The organism is Klebsiella sp. B345 (assembly GCF_051131735.1).
In the GTDB taxonomy this organism is placed as follows: Bacteria; Pseudomonadota; Gammaproteobacteria; order Enterobacterales; family Enterobacteriaceae; genus Klebsiella.
This window is the reverse complement of record NZ_CP180443.1, coordinates 1,649,825-1,668,633: the sequence shown is the minus strand read 5'-3', so window position 1 is coordinate 1,668,633 and position 18,809 is coordinate 1,649,825. Positions and strand designations below refer to the sequence as shown.

The following is an 18,809-nucleotide window of genomic DNA, read 5'->3' as shown; positions in this document are numbered from 1 at the left end:
AATCACAGCAACTAATTACACGACTCTCAGAGGAAAACGCTATGACGCGCCGCGCAATCGGGGTGAGTGAAAGACCGCCGCTTTTACAGACAATTCCACTTAGTTTGCAGCATCTGTTCGCTATGTTTGGCGCAACGGTGCTGGTCCCGGTGCTGTTTCATATTAACCCGGCCACCGTCCTGCTGTTCAACGGCGTCGGGACTCTGCTGTATCTCTTTATCTGTAAGGGCAAAATTCCAGCGTATCTGGGCTCGAGTTTTGCGTTTATCTCTCCGGTACTGCTGTTACTGCCGCTGGGTTATGAAGTTGCGCTCGGTGGCTTTATTATGTGCGGCGCACTGTTCTGCGTGGTCTCCTTTATTGTCAAAAAAGCAGGAACTGGCTGGCTGGACGTCATGTTCCCGCCTGCCGCAATGGGGGCGATTGTCGCGGTCATTGGTCTGGAGCTTGCAGGTGTAGCGGCAAACATGGCCGGTCTGTTACCGGCGGACGGCCAATCACCGGATAGCACAACCATTATTATTTCGATGGTCACCCTGGGCGTCACGGTGTTTGGTTCGGTGCTGTTCCGTGGCTTTATGGCGATTATCCCGATTCTGATTGGGGTGCTGGTCGGCTACGCGCTCTCCTTCGTGATGGGCGTTGTCGATACCACGCCGATTGCACAAGCGCACTGGTTTGCTCTGCCGACCTTCTACACCCCGCGCTTTGAGTGGTTTGCGATCTTCACTATTCTGCCCGCCGCGCTGGTGGTGATTGCGGAGCACGTCGGTCACCTGGTGGTGACCGCTAATATCGTTAAAAAAGATCTGATCCGCGATCCTGGCCTGCATCGTTCGATGTTCGCTAACGGTCTGTCGACGATGATCTCCGGCTTCTTTGGATCGACGCCGAACACCACCTACGGTGAAAACATCGGCGTGATGGCCATCACCCGTGTGTACAGTACCTGGGTGATCGGTGGTGCTGCCATCTTTGCTATTCTGCTCTCCTGTGTGGGCAAGCTGGCGGCGGCCATTCAGATCATCCCGCTGCCGGTGATGGGCGGCGTGTCGCTGCTGCTGTACGGTGTGATTGGCGCCTCCGGTATTCGGGTGTTGATCGAATCAAAAGTGGATTACAACAAGGCGCAGAATTTGATTCTGACCTCGGTGATTCTGATCATTGGCGTGAGCGGCGCGAAGGTGCACATTGGTGCGGCAGAGCTGAAAGGCATGGCGCTGGCGACGATTGTCGGCGTTGCCCTGAGCCTGATCTTTAAATTGATCAGCGTTCTGCGTCCGGAAGAGGTGGTCCTGGATGCGGCTGACAGTGAAGATGTAAAACATTGATCCTTCAACCGGGTGGCGATCCCACCCGGTTCTCACCTTGCCTTCTTCGTGCTAAACTCATCGCGTTTTTCTGTAAGCCTATGATGAGGTCCATCTGAACGCACCGGCACAGCTCTCTTTGCCACTGTATCTTCCCGATGATGAAACTTTCGCGAGTTTTTGGCCGGGTGATAATCCCTCTCTTCTTGCTGCGTTACAGAACGTGCTGCGGCAGGAGCATAGCGGGTACATCTATATCTGGTCACGTGAAGGCGCGGGGCGCAGTCATCTCTTACATGCCGCCTGTGCGGAGCTTTCCCAGCGCGGCGATGCGGTGGGCTATGTTCCTCTGGATAAACGTACGTGGTTTGTACCGGAAGTGCTCGACGGGATGGAGCAGCTTTCGCTGGTCTGTATTGATAATATCGAGTGCGTGGCCGGCGATGAGCTATGGGAAATGGCGATTTTCAATCTGTACAACCGGATCCTCGAGTCGGGAAAAACCCGTCTGTTGATCACCGGTGATTGCCCGCCGCGACAGCTGAATCTTGGTCTGGCGGACCTGGCGTCACGCCTTGACTGGGGGCAGATTTATAAGCTGCAGCCGCTGTCTGATGAAGACAAACTGCAGGCGCTACAGCTGCGTGCGCGCCTGCGTGGTTTCGAGATGCCGGAAGACGTCTGCCGTTTCCTGCTTAAGCGCCTCGATCGTGAAATGCGCTCGCTCTTTATGACACTCGATCAGCTCGATCACGCGTCTATCACCGCCCAACGTAAACTGACCATTCCTTTCGTGAAAGAGATCCTCAAGCTATAGCCGTCTCTCTTTAATGATTGCGCCATCGTTGCGATGGCGCTGGCCTGTTAGCTCACGATTTCCAGAACCTGCTCCGGTGGCCGGCCGATCCGCGCCTGACCATGGCTGACGACCACTGGCCGTTCCATCAGCTTAGGATTGTCGACGATGGCCTGAATCAGCGCGTCTTCACTTAGCTGCGGGTCGGCAAGATTCAGCGATTTATACAGATCCTCTTTCTGACGCATCAGTTCGCGGGCGCTGACCATGCCGAGCATTTTCAACAGCTGGCGCAGCGTAGCGGCATCCGGCGGCGTCTCCAGATAGAGCACCACTTCAGGATCGATCCCGTTAGCTTTCAGCAAACTTAAGGTATCACGGCTCTTGGAGCAGCGAGGGTTATGGTAGATCTTTACCGCGTCAGACATCGGGTCTCCTTACATTTTTTGATAGGGGCGGAATCGTTCCTGTAGCTGACGTAGCTGGTCGATACGTGCATCGTACCGAGCCTGCTGCAAACTGCCCAGTTTCACCTGTGAGCTGGCGCTGCTCAGTAGCGTAATCGCCTGGTCGAGCTGACCGACCAGCGCCATGCCTTCCGCACGTGCTGCCAGCTCCTGATCGCGATGACCGAGCGCTGCTTCAGATTGCGCCAGCAGATCCCACCCGTTGGTGTCGTCTTTGTAGTTAAAGGTGTAGCGGTTGAGGATAGTCGCCGCCTGCGCCGGCTGAGCGCCCTGCAGGTAAGCGTTGGCGAGGTTCAGCTGCAACACCGGATTGGTACGAATTTCACTGGCGTTTTTCAGACGGTTGATGGCATCAGCGGTTTTCTTCTGCCCAAGGTCGATATCGGTTGCCAGGTCGAGATACCAGGCATTTTGCGGATCGGCGCTGAGCAACGGCTGTAGCGTTTTGCGTGCCAGATCGTAATTATTGCTTCCCATCGCCAGCAGCGCCCGCCCGTACTGGGCAGCATGCTGTTCACGAATATTGCCTTTTGCCCACGCGTTGAGTAAATCATCCCCGAGCTTATTGGCCCCGGAGTTATACATTCCCAGGGTTCTGGCCTTGGCCAGATAAAAATCGGCGGAAGACTGAACCACTACCGGGCGCATCTGGTTTGCACGGTTACGGGCGTCCGACAGACGGCTTTCCGGCAAGGGGTGAGTCAGCAGCATTTCAGGCGGACGGGTGGAATAGCGCGACTCATCGAGCAGTTTGCCCATAAAGGCCGGCATGGCCTGCGGGTCAAAGCCGGAACGTTGCAGCACCTGAATTCCGATGCGGTCGGCTTCTTCTTCGTTCTGGCGGGTAAAGCTGATCATCCCCTGTTGGGTGCCCGCCAGCGTACCGGTAAGGGCTGCCATACCCGCCTGCGGGCTGGCCATCGCCAGCAGGATAGAGCCCAGTGCGCCGACCCATGTCAGCGGGGCATTGCGTTTTTGGTCTTCCATCGCGCGCGCCAGGTGACGCTGGGTGACGTGGGAGATTTCGTGTGCCATGACCGACGCCAGCTCGCTTTCGGTATCCGAATAGCGGAACAGGGCGGAGTGCAGCACGACGTTGCCCCCGAAGAAGGCGAAGGCGTTAATCTGGTCGTTATTGATCAGGTAAAAGTGAAATGGGGTCCGCACGGAGTTAGCGTGTGAAACCAGGCGCATACCTAAGCCATTGATATATTGCACCAACAGGGGATCGTTAATCAGCGGCGCGCTACCGCGCAGCTGGCGCACATAGTAATCCCCCATCTGCATTTCCTGGCCAATGGAGAGCGTGCTTCCAGCAGAGGTGCCCATATCTGGCAGGGTATCTGCGGAGTCCGCAAAAGCCGGCAAAATTGAACCCAGCGTCAGTGACGCTATGACGGTTGCCACCAGCGTTTTCTTTAACTGCCTGAACATAACCTCTGTCCTGTAATGTGGGTGTGCCAGTTTGACCGATAGGGCGGCGTAATGTTCCGTATCCGCGCGTCCTGCGAGTTTAGCTGGCGCAGAGGCTATTGAAAATATGATCTTCGTGCGAGCGTGAATGTTTGTGGCTTTGCTAATAAAAGCGAAGTCTTTCAGGTGACATTTAGATACAATTCCCTCGGTTTTTTTGCCGCTATGCGCTTCAGGGAAGGGTTTTATGCTTGAGATGTTAATGCAGTGGTATCGTCGCCGGTTCAGCGATCCGGAAGCGATAGCGCTGCTGGTTATTTTGTTGGCTGGTTTCGGCATCATGTTCTTTTTCAGCGGCTTGCTGGCGCCCTTACTGGTGGCGATTGTGCTGGCGTACCTGCTGGAATGGCCGACCGTCAGACTGGAGCGTGTCGGCTTTTCACGTACCTGGGCGACTTCGTTTGTTCTGATCCTGTTCGTTGGCGTGTTGCTGCTGATGGCGTTTGTGGTGATGCCGGTGGCCTGGCAGCAGGGGATCTATCTGATCCGTGATATGCCCGGGATGCTCAACAAACTCTCCGATTTTGCCGCAACGGTTCCCCGCCGGTATCCGGCGCTGATGGATGCCGGTATTCTCGACGCCATGGCGGACAATATGCGAAGCCGCGTGCTGACCATGGGCGATTCGGTGGTCAAATACTCACTGGCCTCGCTGGTCGGTTTGCTGACCCTGGCGGTCTATCTGGTGCTGGTGCCGCTGATGGTTTTCTTCCTGCTGAAAGACAAAGAGCAGATGCTGAATGCCGTGCGCCGCGTGCTACCACGCAACCGCGGCCTGGCCGGGCAGGTGTGGAAAGAGATGAACCAGCAGATTACCAACTACATCCGCGGAAAAGTGCTGGAGATGATCGTTGTCGGCGTGGCAACCTGGATCGGCTTTATTCTGTTTGACCTCAACTACTCGCTGCTGCTGGCGGTGCTGGTGGGTTTCTCGGTGTTGATCCCCTATATTGGCGCCTTCGTGGTGACCATTCCGGTGGTCTGCGTGGCGTTGTTCCAGTTTGGCGCCGGCCCGGAGTTCTGGAGCCTGTTTGCGGTCTATCTGATTATTCAGGGGCTGGACGGTAACCTGCTGGTCCCGGTGCTGTTTTCCGAAGCCGTGAACCTGCACCCGCTGGTGATTATCCTTTCGGTGGTCATCTTTGGGGGATTGTGGGGCTTCTGGGGCGTGTTCTTTGCGATTCCTCTGGCGACGCTCATCAAAGCAGTGGTACACGCCTGGCCGGATGGCATGGTCGTGGAAGGGGATAAGTAGGGACTGACGCGGAGAACCGTGGTTAAGTGGTTAAAATAGACGCCGGAATGATGAAACAGGGTCCGGCGTCCTTATATCAGGTGAACGGTTAGCCGTTTTCTTTCAGCCAGTTCAAGACGATATCGTGGTGATTACTGGTTTTAAAGTTATCAAACACGTGCTCGACTTTACCGTCGGTGTCTATCAGGAAGCTGATGCGGTGGATGCCATCGTAAGTTTTCCCCATAAACGTTTTTTCGCCCCAGACGCCAAACTGCTCACACACCTGATGATCTTCATCAGACAGCAGTGTGAAGTTCAGCAACTCTTTTTCGGCGAAACGGGAGAGTTTTTCCGGTTTATCAGTACTGATCCCCAGAACCTCAACGCCCGCTTTCTTTAAATCATCCATGTTATCGCGCAGGCCGCAGGCCTGAACGGTACAACCCGGGGTCATGGCTTTCGGGTAAAAATAAACCAGAACACGCTGTCCCTGGAAGTCGGTCAAATTTACTTCCTCGCCGTCCTGGTCCGGTAAGCTAAATTTCGGTGCAATATCACCGGCTTTCAGTGGATTCATTACTCAAACTCCATCCTGTTCATCATGCTGTGAATAATTAACGATATTAATACTGCCTTGTGCATTCAATTCTGTACATAGGGCTTTGAACGCTTGTTCGATATTTGATGCATTTTGTGTTGCGGGACTGTGAGCGGTTATCTGTATAAACAGCTGCGCTGACTCGTCATCACCGCTGAGCTGGGTACGAGAAACCAGCTCGGCGATATTCATATTCCACGCATCGAACAGGGCAGTGAAGCGCTCGATAATGTGTGGTGAGTCCGGTACCTCAACCTGGACCCAGACGGTGTTTGGCATGGCTTGAGGAGGACGCGCGGTTGTACGCTTCATTACGATCAGTAAATCCAGCTCGGCGCCTTTTAATGGCAGGGTCGACTCGATAAGCGTAATCGCGTTCCATGAACCTGAAAGCAGCATGATAAACGTAAACTCGTCACCAAGCATGGCCAGCCGGCTGTCTTCGATATTACAGCCGCAGCTGCTGACGTGGCGGGTGATAGTGTTCACGATGCCGGCACGGTCAGCGCCCAAAGCGGTAATAACCAGATAGTGTTGTAATGAGGCGGTCAAACCTGTTCTTCCTTTAAAAAGGTGAGGTAACATTAGGAAAGCATAAAAAAAACCGGCATACAACATCCCTGATGGCGTCGGGTCTCTTGCTTTTATTACGGCACCAAACGTAACATTGAGAATCTTGTTGCACTTCTGCTCTGAGGATGGCCCATGTTCACGGGAAGTATTGTAGCGCTTGTCACGCCGATGGATGAAAACGGTAACGTCTGCCGGTCAAGCCTGAAAAAACTGATTGATTACCATGTCGCCAGCGGAACCTCGGCGATCGTTTCGGTAGGGACTACCGGAGAATCTGCGACCCTGAGCCATGAAGAGCATGGCGATGTCGTCATGATGACGCTTGAACTGGCTGACGGGCGTATCCCGGTTATCGCGGGTACCGGTGCAAATGCAACCGCAGAGGCTATTAGCCTGACCAAACGTTTCAACAATAGCGGTGTTGTCGGTTGCCTGACGGTCACCCCTTATTACAACCGTCCGACCCAGGAAGGGCTGTTCCAACACTTTAAAGCCATCGCAGAACACACCGACCTGCCGCAAATTCTGTATAATGTGCCGTCCCGTACTGGCTGCGATATGCTGCCGGAAACCGTCGGTCGCCTGGCGGAAGTAAAAAATATTATCGGTATTAAGGAAGCGACGGGGAACTTAAGTCGTGTTCATCAGATCAAAGAGCTGGTTTCAGATGACTTTATTCTGTTGAGCGGCGATGATGCCACCGGAATGGACTTTATGCAGCTTGGCGGTCATGGCGTGATTTCTGTCACGGCGAACGTGGCGGCTCGCGACATGGCTGATATGTGCCGTCTGGCAGCTGAAGGCCAGTTCGCGCAGGCTCGTGTAATAAACCAGCGTCTGATGCCATTGCATACAAAATTATTTGTCGAACCCAACCCGATTCCCGCGAAGTGGGCATGTAAGGCGTTGGGTCTTGTGGCAACCGATACGCTGCGCCTGCCGATGACGCCGATTACCGAAAATGGTATTAAGGCCGTCACTGCAGCGCTGAAGCATGCCGGTTTGCTGTAAAGTTTAGGGAGATTTGATGGCTTACTCAGTACAGAAGTCGCGCCTGACGAAGGTTGCGGGCGTTTCATTGGTCCTGCTTCTCGCGGCTTGTAGTTCCGATTCACGCTACAAGCGTCAGGTTGGAGGCGACGAGGTCTACCTGCAAGCTGCGCCGCTCAGTGAAATTCACGCACCTGCTGGCATGATTCTGCCGGTTCAGGTGAGTGATTATAATATTCCGGTCGCGACCAGCACAGGCGCCGTGGGCAAAGCGCTGGACATTCGTCCACCGGCTCAGCCTCTGGCACTGGTGAGCGGTGCTCGCACTCAGTTTAACGGTGATACCGCGACGCTGATGGTTGAGAACGGTCGTAGCGGTTCGCTGTGGGCCCAGGTGACCAGCATCGTACAGTCAAAGAACTATGTCATCACCAAACGTGACGATGCCAGCCAGACGCTGAATACCGACTGGGTAGAATGGTCTCGCCTCGATGAAGACCAGCAGTACCGTGGTCGCTATCAAATCTCAGTGAAACCGCAGGGCTATCAGCAGGCGGTGATTGTGAAGCTGGTGAATCTGGAACAGGCTGGCAAACCGATCTCCGATCCGGCATCGCTGCAGCGCTACAGCACCGCGATGCTGAACGTCATCTCCGAAGGTCTGGATATGAACGCCACCAGTGCGCAGAACGCGGCGCAGAAAAATGCTGGCGCGACCTTCGACGTGCAGAGCGCTGCCGACGATACCGGTCTGCCAATGCTGGTGGTGCGCGCACCGTTTAACATGGTGTGGCAACGTCTGCCAGGCGCCCTGGAAAAAGTGGGTATGAAGGTTACCGACAGCACCCGTTCGCAGGGTAGCATGGCGCTGACCTACAAGCCGCTGTCTGACAGCAGCTGGCAGGAACTGGGCGCTCGCGACCCAGAGCTGGTTTCCGGTGACTACAAACTGCAGGTCGGCGACCTCGATAACCGCAGTAGTCTGCAGTTCATCGATCCGAAAGGCCATACGTTGACCCAGTCGCAGAACGACGCACTGGTTGCCGTATTCCAGGCAGCATTCACTAAGTAATAAATAAGGGCTGGAGTAATCCGGCCCTTTTTCATGTATAGTGACGCAAACGTGTGCGTATACACTAAATCCTGCTATTTGCTTCGTAGTTGGTCGCTTTCGTTGTTGACGAAGTTGTCGTTCCATTGCCGCGTCGAGGTAACCTGAATGATTTGGTGTATAGGCGAAAAGCGCAATTTTTATCGTCTATATCTTCACTGGAGTAACAAAGATGCAAAAGCAAGCTGAGTTGTATCGTGGTAAAGCGAAAACCGTTTACAGCACCGAGAATCCGGATCTGTTGGTACTCGAATTCCGTAACGATACATCAGCAGGTGATGGCGCGCGCATTGAGCAGTTCGACCGTAAAGGCATGGTGAACAACAAGTTTAACCATTTCATTATGAGCAAACTGGAAGAAGCCGGCATCCCGACCCAAATGGAAGCCCTGCTCTCTGATACCGAATGCCTGGTGAAAAAGCTGGATATGGTTCCGGTGGAGTGCGTTGTCCGTAACCGTGCGGCTGGTTCGCTGGTAAAACGCTTAGGCATTGAAGAAGGGATTGAGCTGTCGCCACCGCTGTTTGACCTGTTCCTGAAAAACGACGCGATGCACGACCCGATGGTCAACGAATCCTATTGTGAAACCTTCGGCTGGGTCAGCAAAGAGAACCTGGCGCGCATGCAGGAACTGACCTTCAAAGCCAACGACGTGCTGAAAAAACTGTTTGATGACGCCGGCCTGATTCTGGTCGACTTCAAGCTGGAATTTGGTCTGTTCAAAGGCGAAGTGGTGCTGGGTGATGAGTTCTCCCCGGACGGCAGCCGCCTGTGGGACAAAAATACCCTTGATAAAATGGACAAAGATCGCTTCCGTCAGAGCCTTGGCGGCCTGATCGAAGCCTATGAAGAAGTGGCCCATCGTCTGGGTGTGAAGCTGGACTAAATATCTCTCCGCCAGAAGACCGTCCGGTCTTCTGGCGTCTTCCTGTTGTTTCCTGTGGTAATTCTCCGCTTAACGGCCTACGATCTCTTCTATTCGTGAATGAAAGAGATAGAGGTTCCTATGCGTTGGCAAGGGCGTCGCGAGAGTGACAATGTTGAAGACAGGCGGAATAGTTCGGGTCCATCAATGGGCGGCGGCGGTGGCGGTTTTCGTCTGCCCACGGGTAAGGGCGGGATCGTCCTGCTGATTATCGTGCTGGTGGCCGGCTACTACGGCGTGGATTTAACCGGCATGTTGACGGGCGAGCCGATCGGCCAGCAGCAGCAAACAACCACCCAGCGTTCTGTCAGCCCGCAAGACGATGAAGCCGCCAAATTTACCTCGGTGATCCTGGCGACGACCGAAGATACCTGGGGTCCGTTGTTTGAAAAAATGGGGCGTCAGTATGTCAAACCGAAGCTGGTACTCTATCGTGGCGCGACGCGGACCGGATGCGGTACCGGCCAGTCAGTAATGGGGCCGTTCTACTGCCCTGCGGACAGCACCGTTTATATCGACCTGTCGTTCTACGACGAAATGAAGAATAAGCTCGGTGCGGATGGCGACTTCGCACAGGGTTATGTCATTGCGCACGAAGTGGGCCACCACGTGCAAAAGCTGCTGGGGATTGAACCTAAAGTCCGCCAGATGCAGCAGCAGGCATCGCAGACCGAAGTGAACCGCCTGTCGGTCAAAATGGAGCTTCAGGCTGACTGCTTCGCTGGCGTCTGGGGCCACAACATGCAGAAACAGGATATCCTGGAAACCGGCGACCTGCAGGAAGCGCTGAATGCAGCAGAAGCCATCGGCGACGATCGTCTGCAGCAGCAGAGCCAGGGACGCGTGGTGCCGGACAGCTTCACTCACGGTACCTCCGAGCAGCGTTACACCTGGTTTAAACGTGGCTTTGATAGTGGCGAACCGGCGCAGTGCAATACTTTCGGTAACTCGCTCTGATCGCGATAGCACATGGATAAGCTGCTTAACCTGACGGCGCAGATGGTGCAAACCGGTATTCGTCGCCTGCTGGTGCTCAGCGGCGACGACGCGTGGTGTCTGCAACAGGCGCTCGAGCTACGTGAACGTCTGGGGGGCGATGGCCTGTGGGTCGGCACCGATCCGCAGGTACAACCCACTATCTTGCCGGGTGCCTTAAAATCATTACTCGGGCGTGAATATCATCACGCCTTCTTCGATGCCCGTCGCGGGTTTGACGTGTCAGCCTTCGCGGCGCTGAGCGGTACCCTACGCGCCGGAAGCTGGCTGATACTGCTGACGCCAGATTTTGCGCGCTGGCCAACGTTGCCTGATGAGGACTCTCTGCGCTGGAGCGATGCGCCAACACCGATCCCAACCCCACATTTTGTCTACCGCTTCTGCCAGCAGGTCAGCGCCAGTCGTGACACGGTGATCTGGCGACAGGGAGAGACGTTGACCTTACCGGACAGCGTCCCTCGTCCTGAGTGGCAGCCAGCAGATGGTTATCCCCAGGCGGGGCAGGCGGCTCTTCTTGCGCGTCTGGCCACGCTCCCGCCGGGCATTGCCGTTGTGACCGCCGAACGTGGACGGGGAAAGTCCGCGCTGGCAGGGATGCTGATACGCCAGGTGGCTGGTGATGCCATCGTCACCGCTCCGGCCCGCGGTGCCACCGAGGTGATGGCCTCCTTTGCTGGTGAGGACTTTCACTTTATGGCCCCCGATGCGCTGCTGGCCAGTGATGTGCAGGCCGGGTGGCTGATCGTGGATGAAGCGGCCGCCATTCCCGGGCCGTTGCTGCGCCAGTTGGTTGCCCGCTTCCCCCGAACTTTACTAACCACCACCATCCAGGGTTATGAAGGGACCGGGCGCGGGTTTATGCTCAAGTTTTGCGCCAGCTTTGCGCACCTGTGGCAGTTCCACCTGTCGACCCCTATTCGCTGGGCGCCCGGCTGCCCGTTGGAAGCGCTGGTCAGCGATTTGCTGTTGTTCGGCGACGAAAGTTTTGCGCAGGCACCCACGGGAGAGGTAGAGGCGATCGCCGTGGATCAGGCCAGCTGGCAGCAGCACAACGGACTGGCTCCGGCGATGTACCAACTGCTTTCTGGCGCCCATTACCGCACATCGCCGCTGGATTTACGGCGGATGATGGATGCCCCGGGTCAGCACTTTACCTGCGCCCGCACGCTTGACGGGGTGGCTGGGGCATTGTGGTGCGTGGAGGAGGGCGGGCTGGAGCCTGCACTGAGCAAAGCGGTATGGGCGGGTTTTCGTCGTCCACGCGGTAACCTGGTGGCACAGTCGCTGGCGGCCCATGGTGGCAGTCCGCTGGCGGCGACCTTATGCGGGCAGCGCATTACCCGCATTGCCATCCATCCGGCCCGTCAGCGGGAGGGGCTGGGTCAGGCACTGGTCGCCAGGGCTGTCGAATACTCTCACGCTCTCGATTATCTGTCGGTGAGCTTTGGTTACACCCCTGAACTCTGGCGTTTCTGGCAGCGTTGCGGTTTTACCCTGGTGCGTTTAGGCACTCACCGTGAGGCCAGCAGCGGTTGCTATACGGCGATGGCGCTGTATCCGTTAACTGCTGCGGGCGGTGAACTGGTTCAGCAGGAGTCCCTGCGGCTGGCACGGGATGAATTCTGGCTGCGGGAGTGGCGTGACACGACGTTGCCGCTGTCAACGATACAAGCAGCTATGCTTACGGAAGAGGACTGGCTGGATATCGCTGGCTTTGCCTTTGCCCATCGCCCACTGCTGGCGGCGCTCGGCGCCCTGAATCGCCTGCTGCTGCAGAGCGAATGCCCGTTTCCGGCCCTGCGTGCGCGCCTGCAACGCCAGGATGAAGCGCTGATCTGCACAGAATTACGTCTGGCAGGGCGCAAGGCGCTGCTGGTCCGAATGCGGGAGGAGGCTGGACAGGCGTTGTTCAGCCTGGATCCAACGTGGGCTGAGGTGCTGCGCCAGCAGGTTGAAGAACTGCAATTTTTTTAACTAACTCATTCAGTTAAATGTCATGGTCATATTCCGCGTGCGGCGTAAACTGCCCACGTACACTAAGGAGACCGCCATGAAACACGACCATTTTGTTGTTCAAAGCCCGGCGACACCTGCCCAACAGCTGCTGTTGCTGTTTCATGGCGTCGGGGATAATCCCGTTTCAATGGGGCAGATCGGCAGTTTGTTCGCACCGCAGTTCCCCGATGCGCTGATTGTCAGTATCGGCGGGGCCGAGCCTTGTGGGCCTCCTCCGGGCCGGCAGTGGTTTTCCGTTCAGGGAGTCACTGAGGAGAATCGTCAGTCGCGAATCAACACGATTATGCCGACCTTTATTGAGACGGTTCGCTACTGGCAGAAACAGAGCGGTGTGGGCCCGCAGGCAACGGCGCTGATTGGTTTCTCCCAGGGCGCGATTATGTCTCTGGAGAGTATCAAAGCCGAATCGGGGCTGGCCTCACGGGTTATCGCGTTTAACGGACGTTACGCGACGCTCCCTCAGTCAGCGACGACAGCGACGACGATTCACCTGATTCATGGTGGCGAAGATCGCGTTATCGACCTGGCGTGGGCGGTGTCGGCGCAAGAGGCGCTGTTGCAGGCTGGTGGCGATGTAACGCTGGATATCGTTGAGGATCTGGGGCATGCGATTGACGATCGCAGCATGCAGTTTGCGCTCGAGCGTCTGCGCTATACCGTACCGAAGCACTATTTCGATGAAGCGTTAAGCGGCAGCACGCCAAAAGACGACGATATTATCGAACTGTTGTGATGAGATTGTCGCTTCCTGGATAACATTTTACACCGTCATCCGGGAGTACCCCGGCAGCGCAGTGCTGACCGGGGTCTGGACTTATTTCTTCGGCTGGTCGTGCTTCGGCCAGTCGTCGTCATCGTCCCACTTATCGTTGCAATCACGATGGGGGGGCAGGTCTGGCTTGTTGGCGAGAAATTTTTTGTGGTCAACGCGATTAAGATCTTTAATGACGTTAATCATGACGCCCACTAAAAAGACCAACACCAGAATCCACCAGTGGCTGATAAGCCATTCCATGTGCGCTTCCTCTTATTACATCGCGGTCGTCAGGCGACCAGCTGTTCCATGATGCGTTGATACATCCGTGCCAGCAGTTGCAGGTCGGCGGCATTAACACATTCATTGATTTTGTGAATTGTCGCATTCACCGGTCCCAGCTCGACGACCTGGGCACCCATTCGGGCGATAAAGCGGCCGTCAGAAGTACCGCCATTCGTCAGCAGCTGAGGTTTAATTTCATTATAGTGCTCTATCGCGTTTACCACCGCTTCGACCAGTTTGCCGCGACTGGTCAGGAACGGCTGACCAGATAACCACCAGTCCAGGGTATAGCGCAGCTGGTATTTATCCAGCAACTCAATAACACGAGCTTTGATCATGTCGTCGGTCAATTCAGTGCTAAAGCGGAAGTTGAACTGAACGTACATATCGCCTGGGATCACGTTATTGCTGCCGGTTCCGGCCTGCACGTTGGCAATCTGCATGCTGGTAGGCGGGAAGAACGCATTGCCCTGGTCCCACTCGATACCCACCAGCTCCGTCAGCATTGGCGCCGCGCGGTGAACCGGGTTATCGGCGAGATGCGGGTAAGCCACGTGCCCTTGTACACCATGAATGGTCAGGTTGCAGGTTAATGAACCGCGACGACCGTTTTTGACCACGTCGCCCACCACTTCGGTGCTGGACGGCTCGCCCACCAGACAGTAATCCAGGCGTTCGTTACGGGCCATCAGCGCTTCAACGACCTTCACGGTGCCGTTGTGGGCGCTGGCTTCTTCATCGGAGGTGATCAGAAACGCCAGACGGCCCTGGTGATTTGGGTACTGAGCGACAAAGCGCTCAGCGGCAACCACCATAGCGGCCAGCGAACCTTTCATATCTGCAGCGCCGCGACCAAACAGCATGCCGTCGCGAATCGTCGGCTCAAAGGGTGGGTTAATCCAGCGGTCGGCATCGCCGGCCGGGACCACGTCAGTATGGCCGGCAAAGGCCAGCGTTTCACCGTGTCCACGCCATGCCCAAAAGTTTTGGGTATCCCCGAAATCCATCGGTTCAACGGTAAAGCCAATCGCACGCAGGCGTTCAATCATGAGCGCCTGGCATCCCGCATCATCGGGGCTGAGGGAAGGGCGGCGAATAAGCTGCTGAGCCAGCTCAATGACCGGGCATGACATAGACTATACCTCGTTAACAAGCTTCTTATAAGTAAGTTCACTGAAGCCCAGCAGCATAGGCTGCCCGGGCGCGCAGAGCAATGGGCGTTTGATAATTGCCGGCATTTCCAGCATCAACGTCGCGGCGGCATCGGCGTTGGTGATGAGGTCGCGGCGGCTCTCATCCAGTTTACGCCAGGTGGTTCCGCGGGTATTGAGCAGAGCTTCCCAGCCCAGTTCGGCGATAAATGTGTTTAATAAATCACGATCGAGACCATCGGTACGATAATCATGAAAGCGATATTCAAGCTGATTCGCTTCCAGCCAGCGGCGGGCTTTTTTTATCGTGTCGCAGTTTTTGATTCCGTACATGGTCAGCATGATTAAACCTTTTACGTTTTTACGTTGAATTGAACTATAAACTCAGGAATATCCGAATATACCCGAAAAAATACTGCCTGAAATAATACGTTAATCAGGTTTAGAAATATAACTTTTTACCGTGCTTACATCACTTGGTTGAATATTAACCAGTGCATTTAATCATGGGCTGTATGTCGCCCCTCACCGGGCGTACAGCCGGCAGCGAGAACAATCTGAAAAAGTGGCTAATGTTGCAAAATGTTGCCATTGGTCACATTAAATCAACATGCTCAGGTCCATAGTAGCGCCAGGTCAACGAAGGCAGTAGCGTACGATGCAAACCAGCAATCACAGCGATAACTTCAATGAACTTCCCATCGGCAACAGATTTACTTAAAATCACCCATAATAATAAGAGAGGATATTATGATTGAACATGAATTAGGGAACTGGAAAGATTTTATTGAAGGCATGCTTCGTAAATAAATTCCACAATGTGAGCAGGGTAATCGCGTCACGCTAATAATGCTAATGCGGCTGTGAACAGATAAAAAAGGCGACTGTGATAGTCGCCTTTTTTGTTATTTCAGCACAGGATATTCGACCCCGTCGTGAATTATTGCGGCCGCTCCTTGCGCGGGAAGCGTCGACGCACCAGCACAAAGAACAGCGGTACGAAGAAAATGGCCAGGAACGTCGCGGAGATCATCCCGCCCATGACGCCGGTGCCGACCGCATGCTGGCTGCCTGAACCGGCGCCGGTACTGGTCGCCATCGGCAGGACCCCGAAAATAAAGGCCAGCGAGGTCATCAGGATCGGGCGCAGACGCTGCCGACAGGCTGACAGGGTGGCGGCGAGCAAATCTTCTCCCTTCTCATTCAGTTCGTTGGCGAACTCGACGATTAAGATGGCATTTTTCGCCGACAGGCCGATGACCGTCAACAGGCCCACCTGGAAGTAAACGTCATTCTCAAGGCCGCGCAGCCAGGTGGCGAGGAGCGCGCCAATCACCCCTAAAGGCACCACCAGCATGACTGAGAAGGGAATTGACCAGCTTTCATACAGTGCCGCCAGACACAGGAATACCACCAGCAGCGATATGGCGTACAGCGCCGGGGCCTGAGCGCCAGACAGCCGCTCCTGATAAGACATCGCGGTCCAGTCGAGGCCGAAGCCGTTTGGCAGCTGTTGGGCCAGCTCTTCCATGATATTCATTGCCGTACCGGTACTAACGCCCGGCGCAGCTTCCCCGATAATCTCTACCGCTGAATAGCCGTTATAGCGTTCAAGACGCGGAGAGCCGGTCTGCCAGCGTGAGGTGGCAAATGCCGAGAAGGGCACCATCGTGCCGCTGCTGTTGCGCACGTACCACTGATTAATATCGTCCGGTAACATGCGGTATGGGGCTGCGGACTGAACGTAGACTTTCTTCACGCGGCCGCGATCCATAAAGTCATTCACGTAGCTTGAGCCCCAGGCGGTTTGCAGGGTGTCGTTGATATCGTCAATGGCGACGCCCAGCGCCTGGGCTTTACGCTGATCGATATCGACCTGCAGCTGCGGGCTATCATCAAGGCCGTTATGGCGTACCCGGGTGAGTCGATCGTCTTTTGCCGCCAGATCAAGCAGCGTATCGCGTGCCGCCATCAGCGCGTCATGGCCGTTACCGGCATGGTCTTCCAGCTCCATATCAAAACCGGCGGAGCTGCCCAGACCGCTGATAGCTGGCGGGTTGGTCGCAAAGACGCGCGCTTCGTTAATCTGGTTAAACGCTTTCGTCGCCCGCTCGATAATCGCAAATGATGTCCCGGTTTTGGCATCACGCTCGTCCCAGTCTTTCAGCCGAATAAACATACGCGCGACGTTTTGCCCATTGCCGCCTGGGCCAGAGCCGACGGTGGCGAAAATCGACGCAATATTCGCTTTCTCGTGGCTGAAGAAATAGTCCTCAACTTTTTGCACCACTTTCAACGTTTGCTGTTGGGTAGAACCGCTCGGTAACTGCACGGAGGTGAGGAACATCCCGCGATCTTCCTGCGGCAGGAACGAGGTGGGCAGGTGCAGGAACAGTAGCACCATTCCGCCCAGCAACAGCACGTAGAGCATGATCCAGCGCAGCGTACGGTGGAGAATTTTGCCAACCGCCGTCTCGTAACTGCGCGCGCTACGGTTAAACATGCGGTTAAACCAGCCAAAGAAGCCGCTCTTACCGTGTTCTTCCCCTTTTTTAATTGGTTTTAGCAAGGTCGCACACAGCGCCGGGGTGAGGATCAGGGCGACGAGGACGGAGAGCACCATTGCAGAGACGATAGTGATTGAGAACTGGCGATAAATGGCCCCGGTGGTGCCGCCGAAGAAGGCCATCGGGATAAATACCGCCGATAGCACCATGGCGATACCCACCAGCGCACCCTGGATCTGCCCCATCGATTTGCGCGTCGCCTCGCGAGGGGAAAGACCCTCTTCGCTCATGATGCGTTCGACGTTTTCTACTACTACGATGGCATCGTCCACCAGCAGGCCTATCGCCAGTACCACCGCGAACATCGTCAGGGTGTTAATACTGTAGCCGCAGGCAAACAGGATCGCGAAGGTGCCCATCAAAACCACCGGAACGGCAATGGTGGGGATCAGGGTGGCACGAATGTTTTGCAGGAACAGGTACATGACCAGGAATACCAGCGCAATCGCCTCCAGCAGCGTCTTCACCACGTCATGGATCGAGGCTTTTACGAAAGAGGTGGTTTCGTAGGCGATTTTATACTCAAGGCCATGGGGGAAATATTGTGACAGCTCGTCTAAGCGGTTGAGCACCAGTTCGGCCGTCTGCATTTCGTTGGCCCCGGAAGCTAACTGAACGCCAAGACCCGACGCTGGATTGCGGTTATAGCGGCTGAGGTTATCGTAATTTTCCGCCCCCAGTTCGACCTTCGCCACATCGCCGAGGGTCACCAGCGACCCATCCTGATTCACCCGCAGGGTAATATCGCGGAACTGCTGCGGCGTTTGTAACAGCGACTGGGCGTTAATGGTGGCGTTCAGCGTCTGGTTATTTACCGACGGGGTGCCGCCAAGCTGGCCTACGGCAATCTGCGCATTCTGGGATGAGATGGCGTCGGTGACATCTTTCGCCGTCATTTGCACGCCGGTGAGTTTGGCCGGATCAAGCCAGATACGCATTGAATATTGTGAACCGTAGGCGGTGATATCGCCGACACCATTGACGCGGCTGAGCGGTTCCTGAATGTTACTGGCAACGTAGTCGGAGATATCCTGCTTATCCATGCTGCCGTCGGTGGAAACAAACGCGATGGTCAGGATGTTGGTATCACCGGTTTTGCGGACCGTCACCCCCTGATTCTGCACCGCCTGAGGCAGTTTTTTCATCGCCGATTGCAGCTGGTTTTGCACCTGCTGCATGGCTTCGTTCGGGTCGGTGCCGGCGGTAAATGTCAGAGTGATGGTTGCCTGCCCGGAGGAGGAACTCTGCGATGACATGTACATCATATTATCGAGACCGGTCATATTCTGCTCGATAACCTGAGTGACGGTATTTTCCAGCGTCTGTGCGGAAGCGCCTGGGTAATTGGCGGTAATTCGCACGTTAGGTGGCGCAAGATCGGGATATTGCTCTACGGGCAGCGACAGGATTGCGAGCGTTCCGGTCAGGCATAACAGAATCGCCAGCACCCACGCGAAAATGGGGCGATCGATGAAAAAATTCGCCATCAGAATTGAGACCTCATTGTGTACATGCTCTGTTGTTTCACAGTCTGTGACACTCTATAGCTAAGCCCACAGT

18 protein-coding genes are annotated in these 18,809 nt (G+C 55.4%); 10 read left to right on the top strand and 8 right to left on the bottom strand.

Annotated features, from left to right (window positions below; genetic code table 11):
- Nucleotides 1–41 precede the first annotated feature (41 nt).
- Both uraA and ACMYSO_RS07755 read left to right on the top strand, forming a co-directional pair.
- Complete coding sequence (gene uraA, locus ACMYSO_RS07760) at nucleotides 42–1,331, top strand: uracil permease (RefSeq protein ID WP_434670024.1); 1,290 nt, start codon at nucleotides 42–44, stop codon at nucleotides 1,329–1,331.
- 94 nt (nucleotides 1,332–1,425) lie between these two features.
- Nucleotides 1,426–2,127 (top strand): DnaA inactivator Hda, encoded by a 702-nt coding sequence (locus ACMYSO_RS07755; protein WP_123755350.1) that lies wholly within the window; start codon nucleotides 1,426–1,428, stop codon nucleotides 2,125–2,127.
- A gap of 47 nt (nucleotides 2,128–2,174) precedes the next feature.
- Here the strand turns inward: ACMYSO_RS07755 and arsC are convergent, their stop codons facing one another.
- Nucleotides 2,175–2,534: an arsenate reductase (glutaredoxin) gene (gene arsC, locus ACMYSO_RS07750; protein WP_123755349.1), complete on the bottom strand. Its 360-nt coding sequence runs from the start codon at nucleotides 2,532–2,534 to the stop codon at nucleotides 2,175–2,177.
- A gap of 9 nt (nucleotides 2,535–2,543) precedes the next feature.
- Complete coding sequence (gene bepA, locus ACMYSO_RS07745) at nucleotides 2,544–4,007, bottom strand: beta-barrel assembly-enhancing protease (RefSeq protein ID WP_434583575.1); 1,464 nt, start codon at nucleotides 4,005–4,007, stop codon at nucleotides 2,544–2,546.
- Between the two features lie 226 nt (nucleotides 4,008–4,233).
- On the opposite strand from bepA, the gene ACMYSO_RS07740 reads away from it, so the two are divergent.
- Nucleotides 4,234–5,301, top strand: a complete 1,068-nt coding sequence (locus ACMYSO_RS07740) for an AI-2E family transporter (RefSeq protein ID WP_434583576.1) — start codon at nucleotides 4,234–4,236, stop codon at nucleotides 5,299–5,301.
- A gap of 88 nt (nucleotides 5,302–5,389) precedes the next feature.
- On the opposite strand, the gene bcp is transcribed toward ACMYSO_RS07740, so the two are convergent.
- Nucleotides 5,390–5,860, bottom strand: coding sequence for a thioredoxin-dependent thiol peroxidase (gene bcp / locus ACMYSO_RS07735; protein ID WP_434670023.1), 471 nt, complete (start codon nucleotides 5,858–5,860; stop codon nucleotides 5,390–5,392).
- 3 nt (nucleotides 5,861–5,863) lie between these two features.
- Nucleotides 5,864–6,433: a glycine cleavage system transcriptional repressor gene (locus ACMYSO_RS07730; protein WP_434587176.1), complete on the bottom strand. Its 570-nt coding sequence runs from the start codon at nucleotides 6,431–6,433 to the stop codon at nucleotides 5,864–5,866.
- Nucleotides 6,434–6,586: 153 nt separating this feature from the next.
- On the opposite strand from ACMYSO_RS07730, the gene dapA reads away from it, so the two are divergent.
- From dapA to ypfH, 6 genes are all read left to right on the top strand, one after another.
- Nucleotides 6,587–7,465, top strand: a complete 879-nt coding sequence (dapA, locus tag ACMYSO_RS07725) for a 4-hydroxy-tetrahydrodipicolinate synthase (protein WP_123755344.1) — start codon at nucleotides 6,587–6,589, stop codon at nucleotides 7,463–7,465.
- Nucleotides 7,466–7,481: 16 nt separating this feature from the next.
- Nucleotides 7,482–8,516, top strand: coding sequence for an outer membrane protein assembly factor BamC (gene bamC, locus ACMYSO_RS07720; protein ID WP_434670022.1), 1,035 nt, complete (start codon nucleotides 7,482–7,484; stop codon nucleotides 8,514–8,516).
- 211 nt (nucleotides 8,517–8,727) lie between these two features.
- Nucleotides 8,728–9,441, top strand: a complete 714-nt coding sequence (gene purC, locus ACMYSO_RS07715; protein ID WP_123755342.1) for a phosphoribosylaminoimidazolesuccinocarboxamide synthase — start codon at nucleotides 8,728–8,730, stop codon at nucleotides 9,439–9,441.
- Between the two features lie 120 nt (nucleotides 9,442–9,561).
- A complete protein-coding gene (ypfJ, locus tag ACMYSO_RS07710) occupies nucleotides 9,562–10,437 on the top strand; it encodes a KPN_02809 family neutral zinc metallopeptidase (RefSeq protein WP_434670021.1) in 876 nt (291 codons plus the stop codon).
- 12 nt (nucleotides 10,438–10,449) lie between these two features.
- On the top strand, nucleotides 10,450–12,450 hold the full coding sequence (locus tag ACMYSO_RS07705) for a tRNA(Met) cytidine acetyltransferase TmcA (RefSeq protein WP_434670020.1): 2,001 nt from the start codon (nucleotides 10,450–10,452) through the stop codon (nucleotides 12,448–12,450).
- 76 nt (nucleotides 12,451–12,526) lie between these two features.
- The gene (ypfH, locus tag ACMYSO_RS07700; RefSeq protein WP_434670019.1) at nucleotides 12,527–13,225 is read left to right on the top strand and encodes an esterase; all 699 of its coding nucleotides are present in this window, start codon (nucleotides 12,527–12,529) and stop codon (nucleotides 13,223–13,225) included.
- An 81-nt stretch (nucleotides 13,226–13,306) separates the two neighbouring features.
- Here ypfH and ACMYSO_RS07695 read toward each other — a convergent pair whose 3' ends face one another.
- Genes ACMYSO_RS07695 through ACMYSO_RS07685 form a run of 3 tightly spaced genes read right to left on the bottom strand, consistent with a single transcriptional unit; the run spans nucleotide 13,307 to nucleotide 15,024 of the window.
- Nucleotides 13,307–13,507: a YpfN family protein gene (locus ACMYSO_RS07695; protein WP_123755338.1), complete on the bottom strand. Its 201-nt coding sequence runs from the start codon at nucleotides 13,505–13,507 to the stop codon at nucleotides 13,307–13,309.
- A gap of 29 nt (nucleotides 13,508–13,536) precedes the next feature.
- Complete coding sequence (gene dapE / locus ACMYSO_RS07690) at nucleotides 13,537–14,664, bottom strand: succinyl-diaminopimelate desuccinylase (RefSeq protein ID WP_434583585.1); 1,128 nt, start codon at nucleotides 14,662–14,664, stop codon at nucleotides 13,537–13,539.
- A 3-nt stretch (nucleotides 14,665–14,667) separates the two neighbouring features.
- On the bottom strand, nucleotides 14,668–15,024 hold the full coding sequence (locus tag ACMYSO_RS07685; protein ID WP_434583586.1) for an ArsC family reductase: 357 nt from the start codon (nucleotides 15,022–15,024) through the stop codon (nucleotides 14,668–14,670).
- A 408-nt stretch (nucleotides 15,025–15,432) separates the two neighbouring features.
- Between ACMYSO_RS07685 and ypfM the strand changes: the two genes are divergently transcribed.
- Nucleotides 15,433–15,492, top strand: a complete 60-nt coding sequence (gene ypfM / locus ACMYSO_RS07680; protein ID WP_100181659.1) for a protein YpfM — start codon at nucleotides 15,433–15,435, stop codon at nucleotides 15,490–15,492.
- Between the two features lie 130 nt (nucleotides 15,493–15,622).
- Here the strand turns inward: ypfM and acrD are convergent, their stop codons facing one another.
- On the bottom strand, nucleotides 15,623–18,736 hold the full coding sequence (gene acrD / locus ACMYSO_RS07675) for a multidrug efflux RND transporter permease AcrD (RefSeq protein WP_434670017.1): 3,114 nt from the start codon (nucleotides 18,734–18,736) through the stop codon (nucleotides 15,623–15,625).
- Nucleotides 18,737–18,809 lie beyond the last annotated feature (73 nt).

What these genes read in the sequence shown, in the direction of transcription:
- uraA (WP_434670024.1), top strand. Translation starts at nt 42, where the DNA reads ATGACGCGCCGCGCAATCGGGGTGAGTGAAAGACCGCCGCTTTTACAG.
- arsC (WP_123755349.1), bottom strand. Translation starts at nt 2,534, where the DNA reads ATGTCTGACGCGGTAAAGATCTACCATAACCCTCGCTGCTCCAAGAGC.
- bepA (WP_434583575.1), bottom strand. Translation starts at nt 4,007, where the DNA reads ATGTTCAGGCAGTTAAAGAAAACGCTGGTGGCAACCGTCATAGCGTCA.
- ACMYSO_RS07740 (WP_434583576.1), top strand. Translation starts at nt 4,234, where the DNA reads ATGCTTGAGATGTTAATGCAGTGGTATCGTCGCCGGTTCAGCGATCCG.
- bcp (WP_434670023.1), bottom strand. Translation starts at nt 5,860, where the DNA reads ATGAATCCACTGAAAGCCGGTGATATTGCACCGAAATTTAGCTTACCG.
- dapA (WP_123755344.1), top strand. Translation starts at nt 6,587, where the DNA reads ATGTTCACGGGAAGTATTGTAGCGCTTGTCACGCCGATGGATGAAAAC.
- bamC (WP_434670022.1), top strand. Translation starts at nt 7,482, where the DNA reads ATGGCTTACTCAGTACAGAAGTCGCGCCTGACGAAGGTTGCGGGCGTT.
- purC (WP_123755342.1), top strand. Translation starts at nt 8,728, where the DNA reads ATGCAAAAGCAAGCTGAGTTGTATCGTGGTAAAGCGAAAACCGTTTAC.
- ypfJ (WP_434670021.1), top strand. Translation starts at nt 9,562, where the DNA reads ATGCGTTGGCAAGGGCGTCGCGAGAGTGACAATGTTGAAGACAGGCGG.
- ACMYSO_RS07705 (WP_434670020.1), top strand. Translation starts at nt 10,450, where the DNA reads ATGGATAAGCTGCTTAACCTGACGGCGCAGATGGTGCAAACCGGTATT.
- ypfH (WP_434670019.1), top strand. Translation starts at nt 12,527, where the DNA reads ATGAAACACGACCATTTTGTTGTTCAAAGCCCGGCGACACCTGCCCAA.
- ACMYSO_RS07695 (WP_123755338.1), bottom strand. Translation starts at nt 13,507, where the DNA reads ATGGAATGGCTTATCAGCCACTGGTGGATTCTGGTGTTGGTCTTTTTA.
- dapE (WP_434583585.1), bottom strand. Translation starts at nt 14,664, where the DNA reads ATGTCATGCCCGGTCATTGAGCTGGCTCAGCAGCTTATTCGCCGCCCT.
- ACMYSO_RS07685 (WP_434583586.1), bottom strand. Translation starts at nt 15,024, where the DNA reads ATGCTGACCATGTACGGAATCAAAAACTGCGACACGATAAAAAAAGCC.
- acrD (WP_434670017.1), bottom strand. Translation starts at nt 18,736, where the DNA reads ATGGCGAATTTTTTCATCGATCGCCCCATTTTCGCGTGGGTGCTGGCG.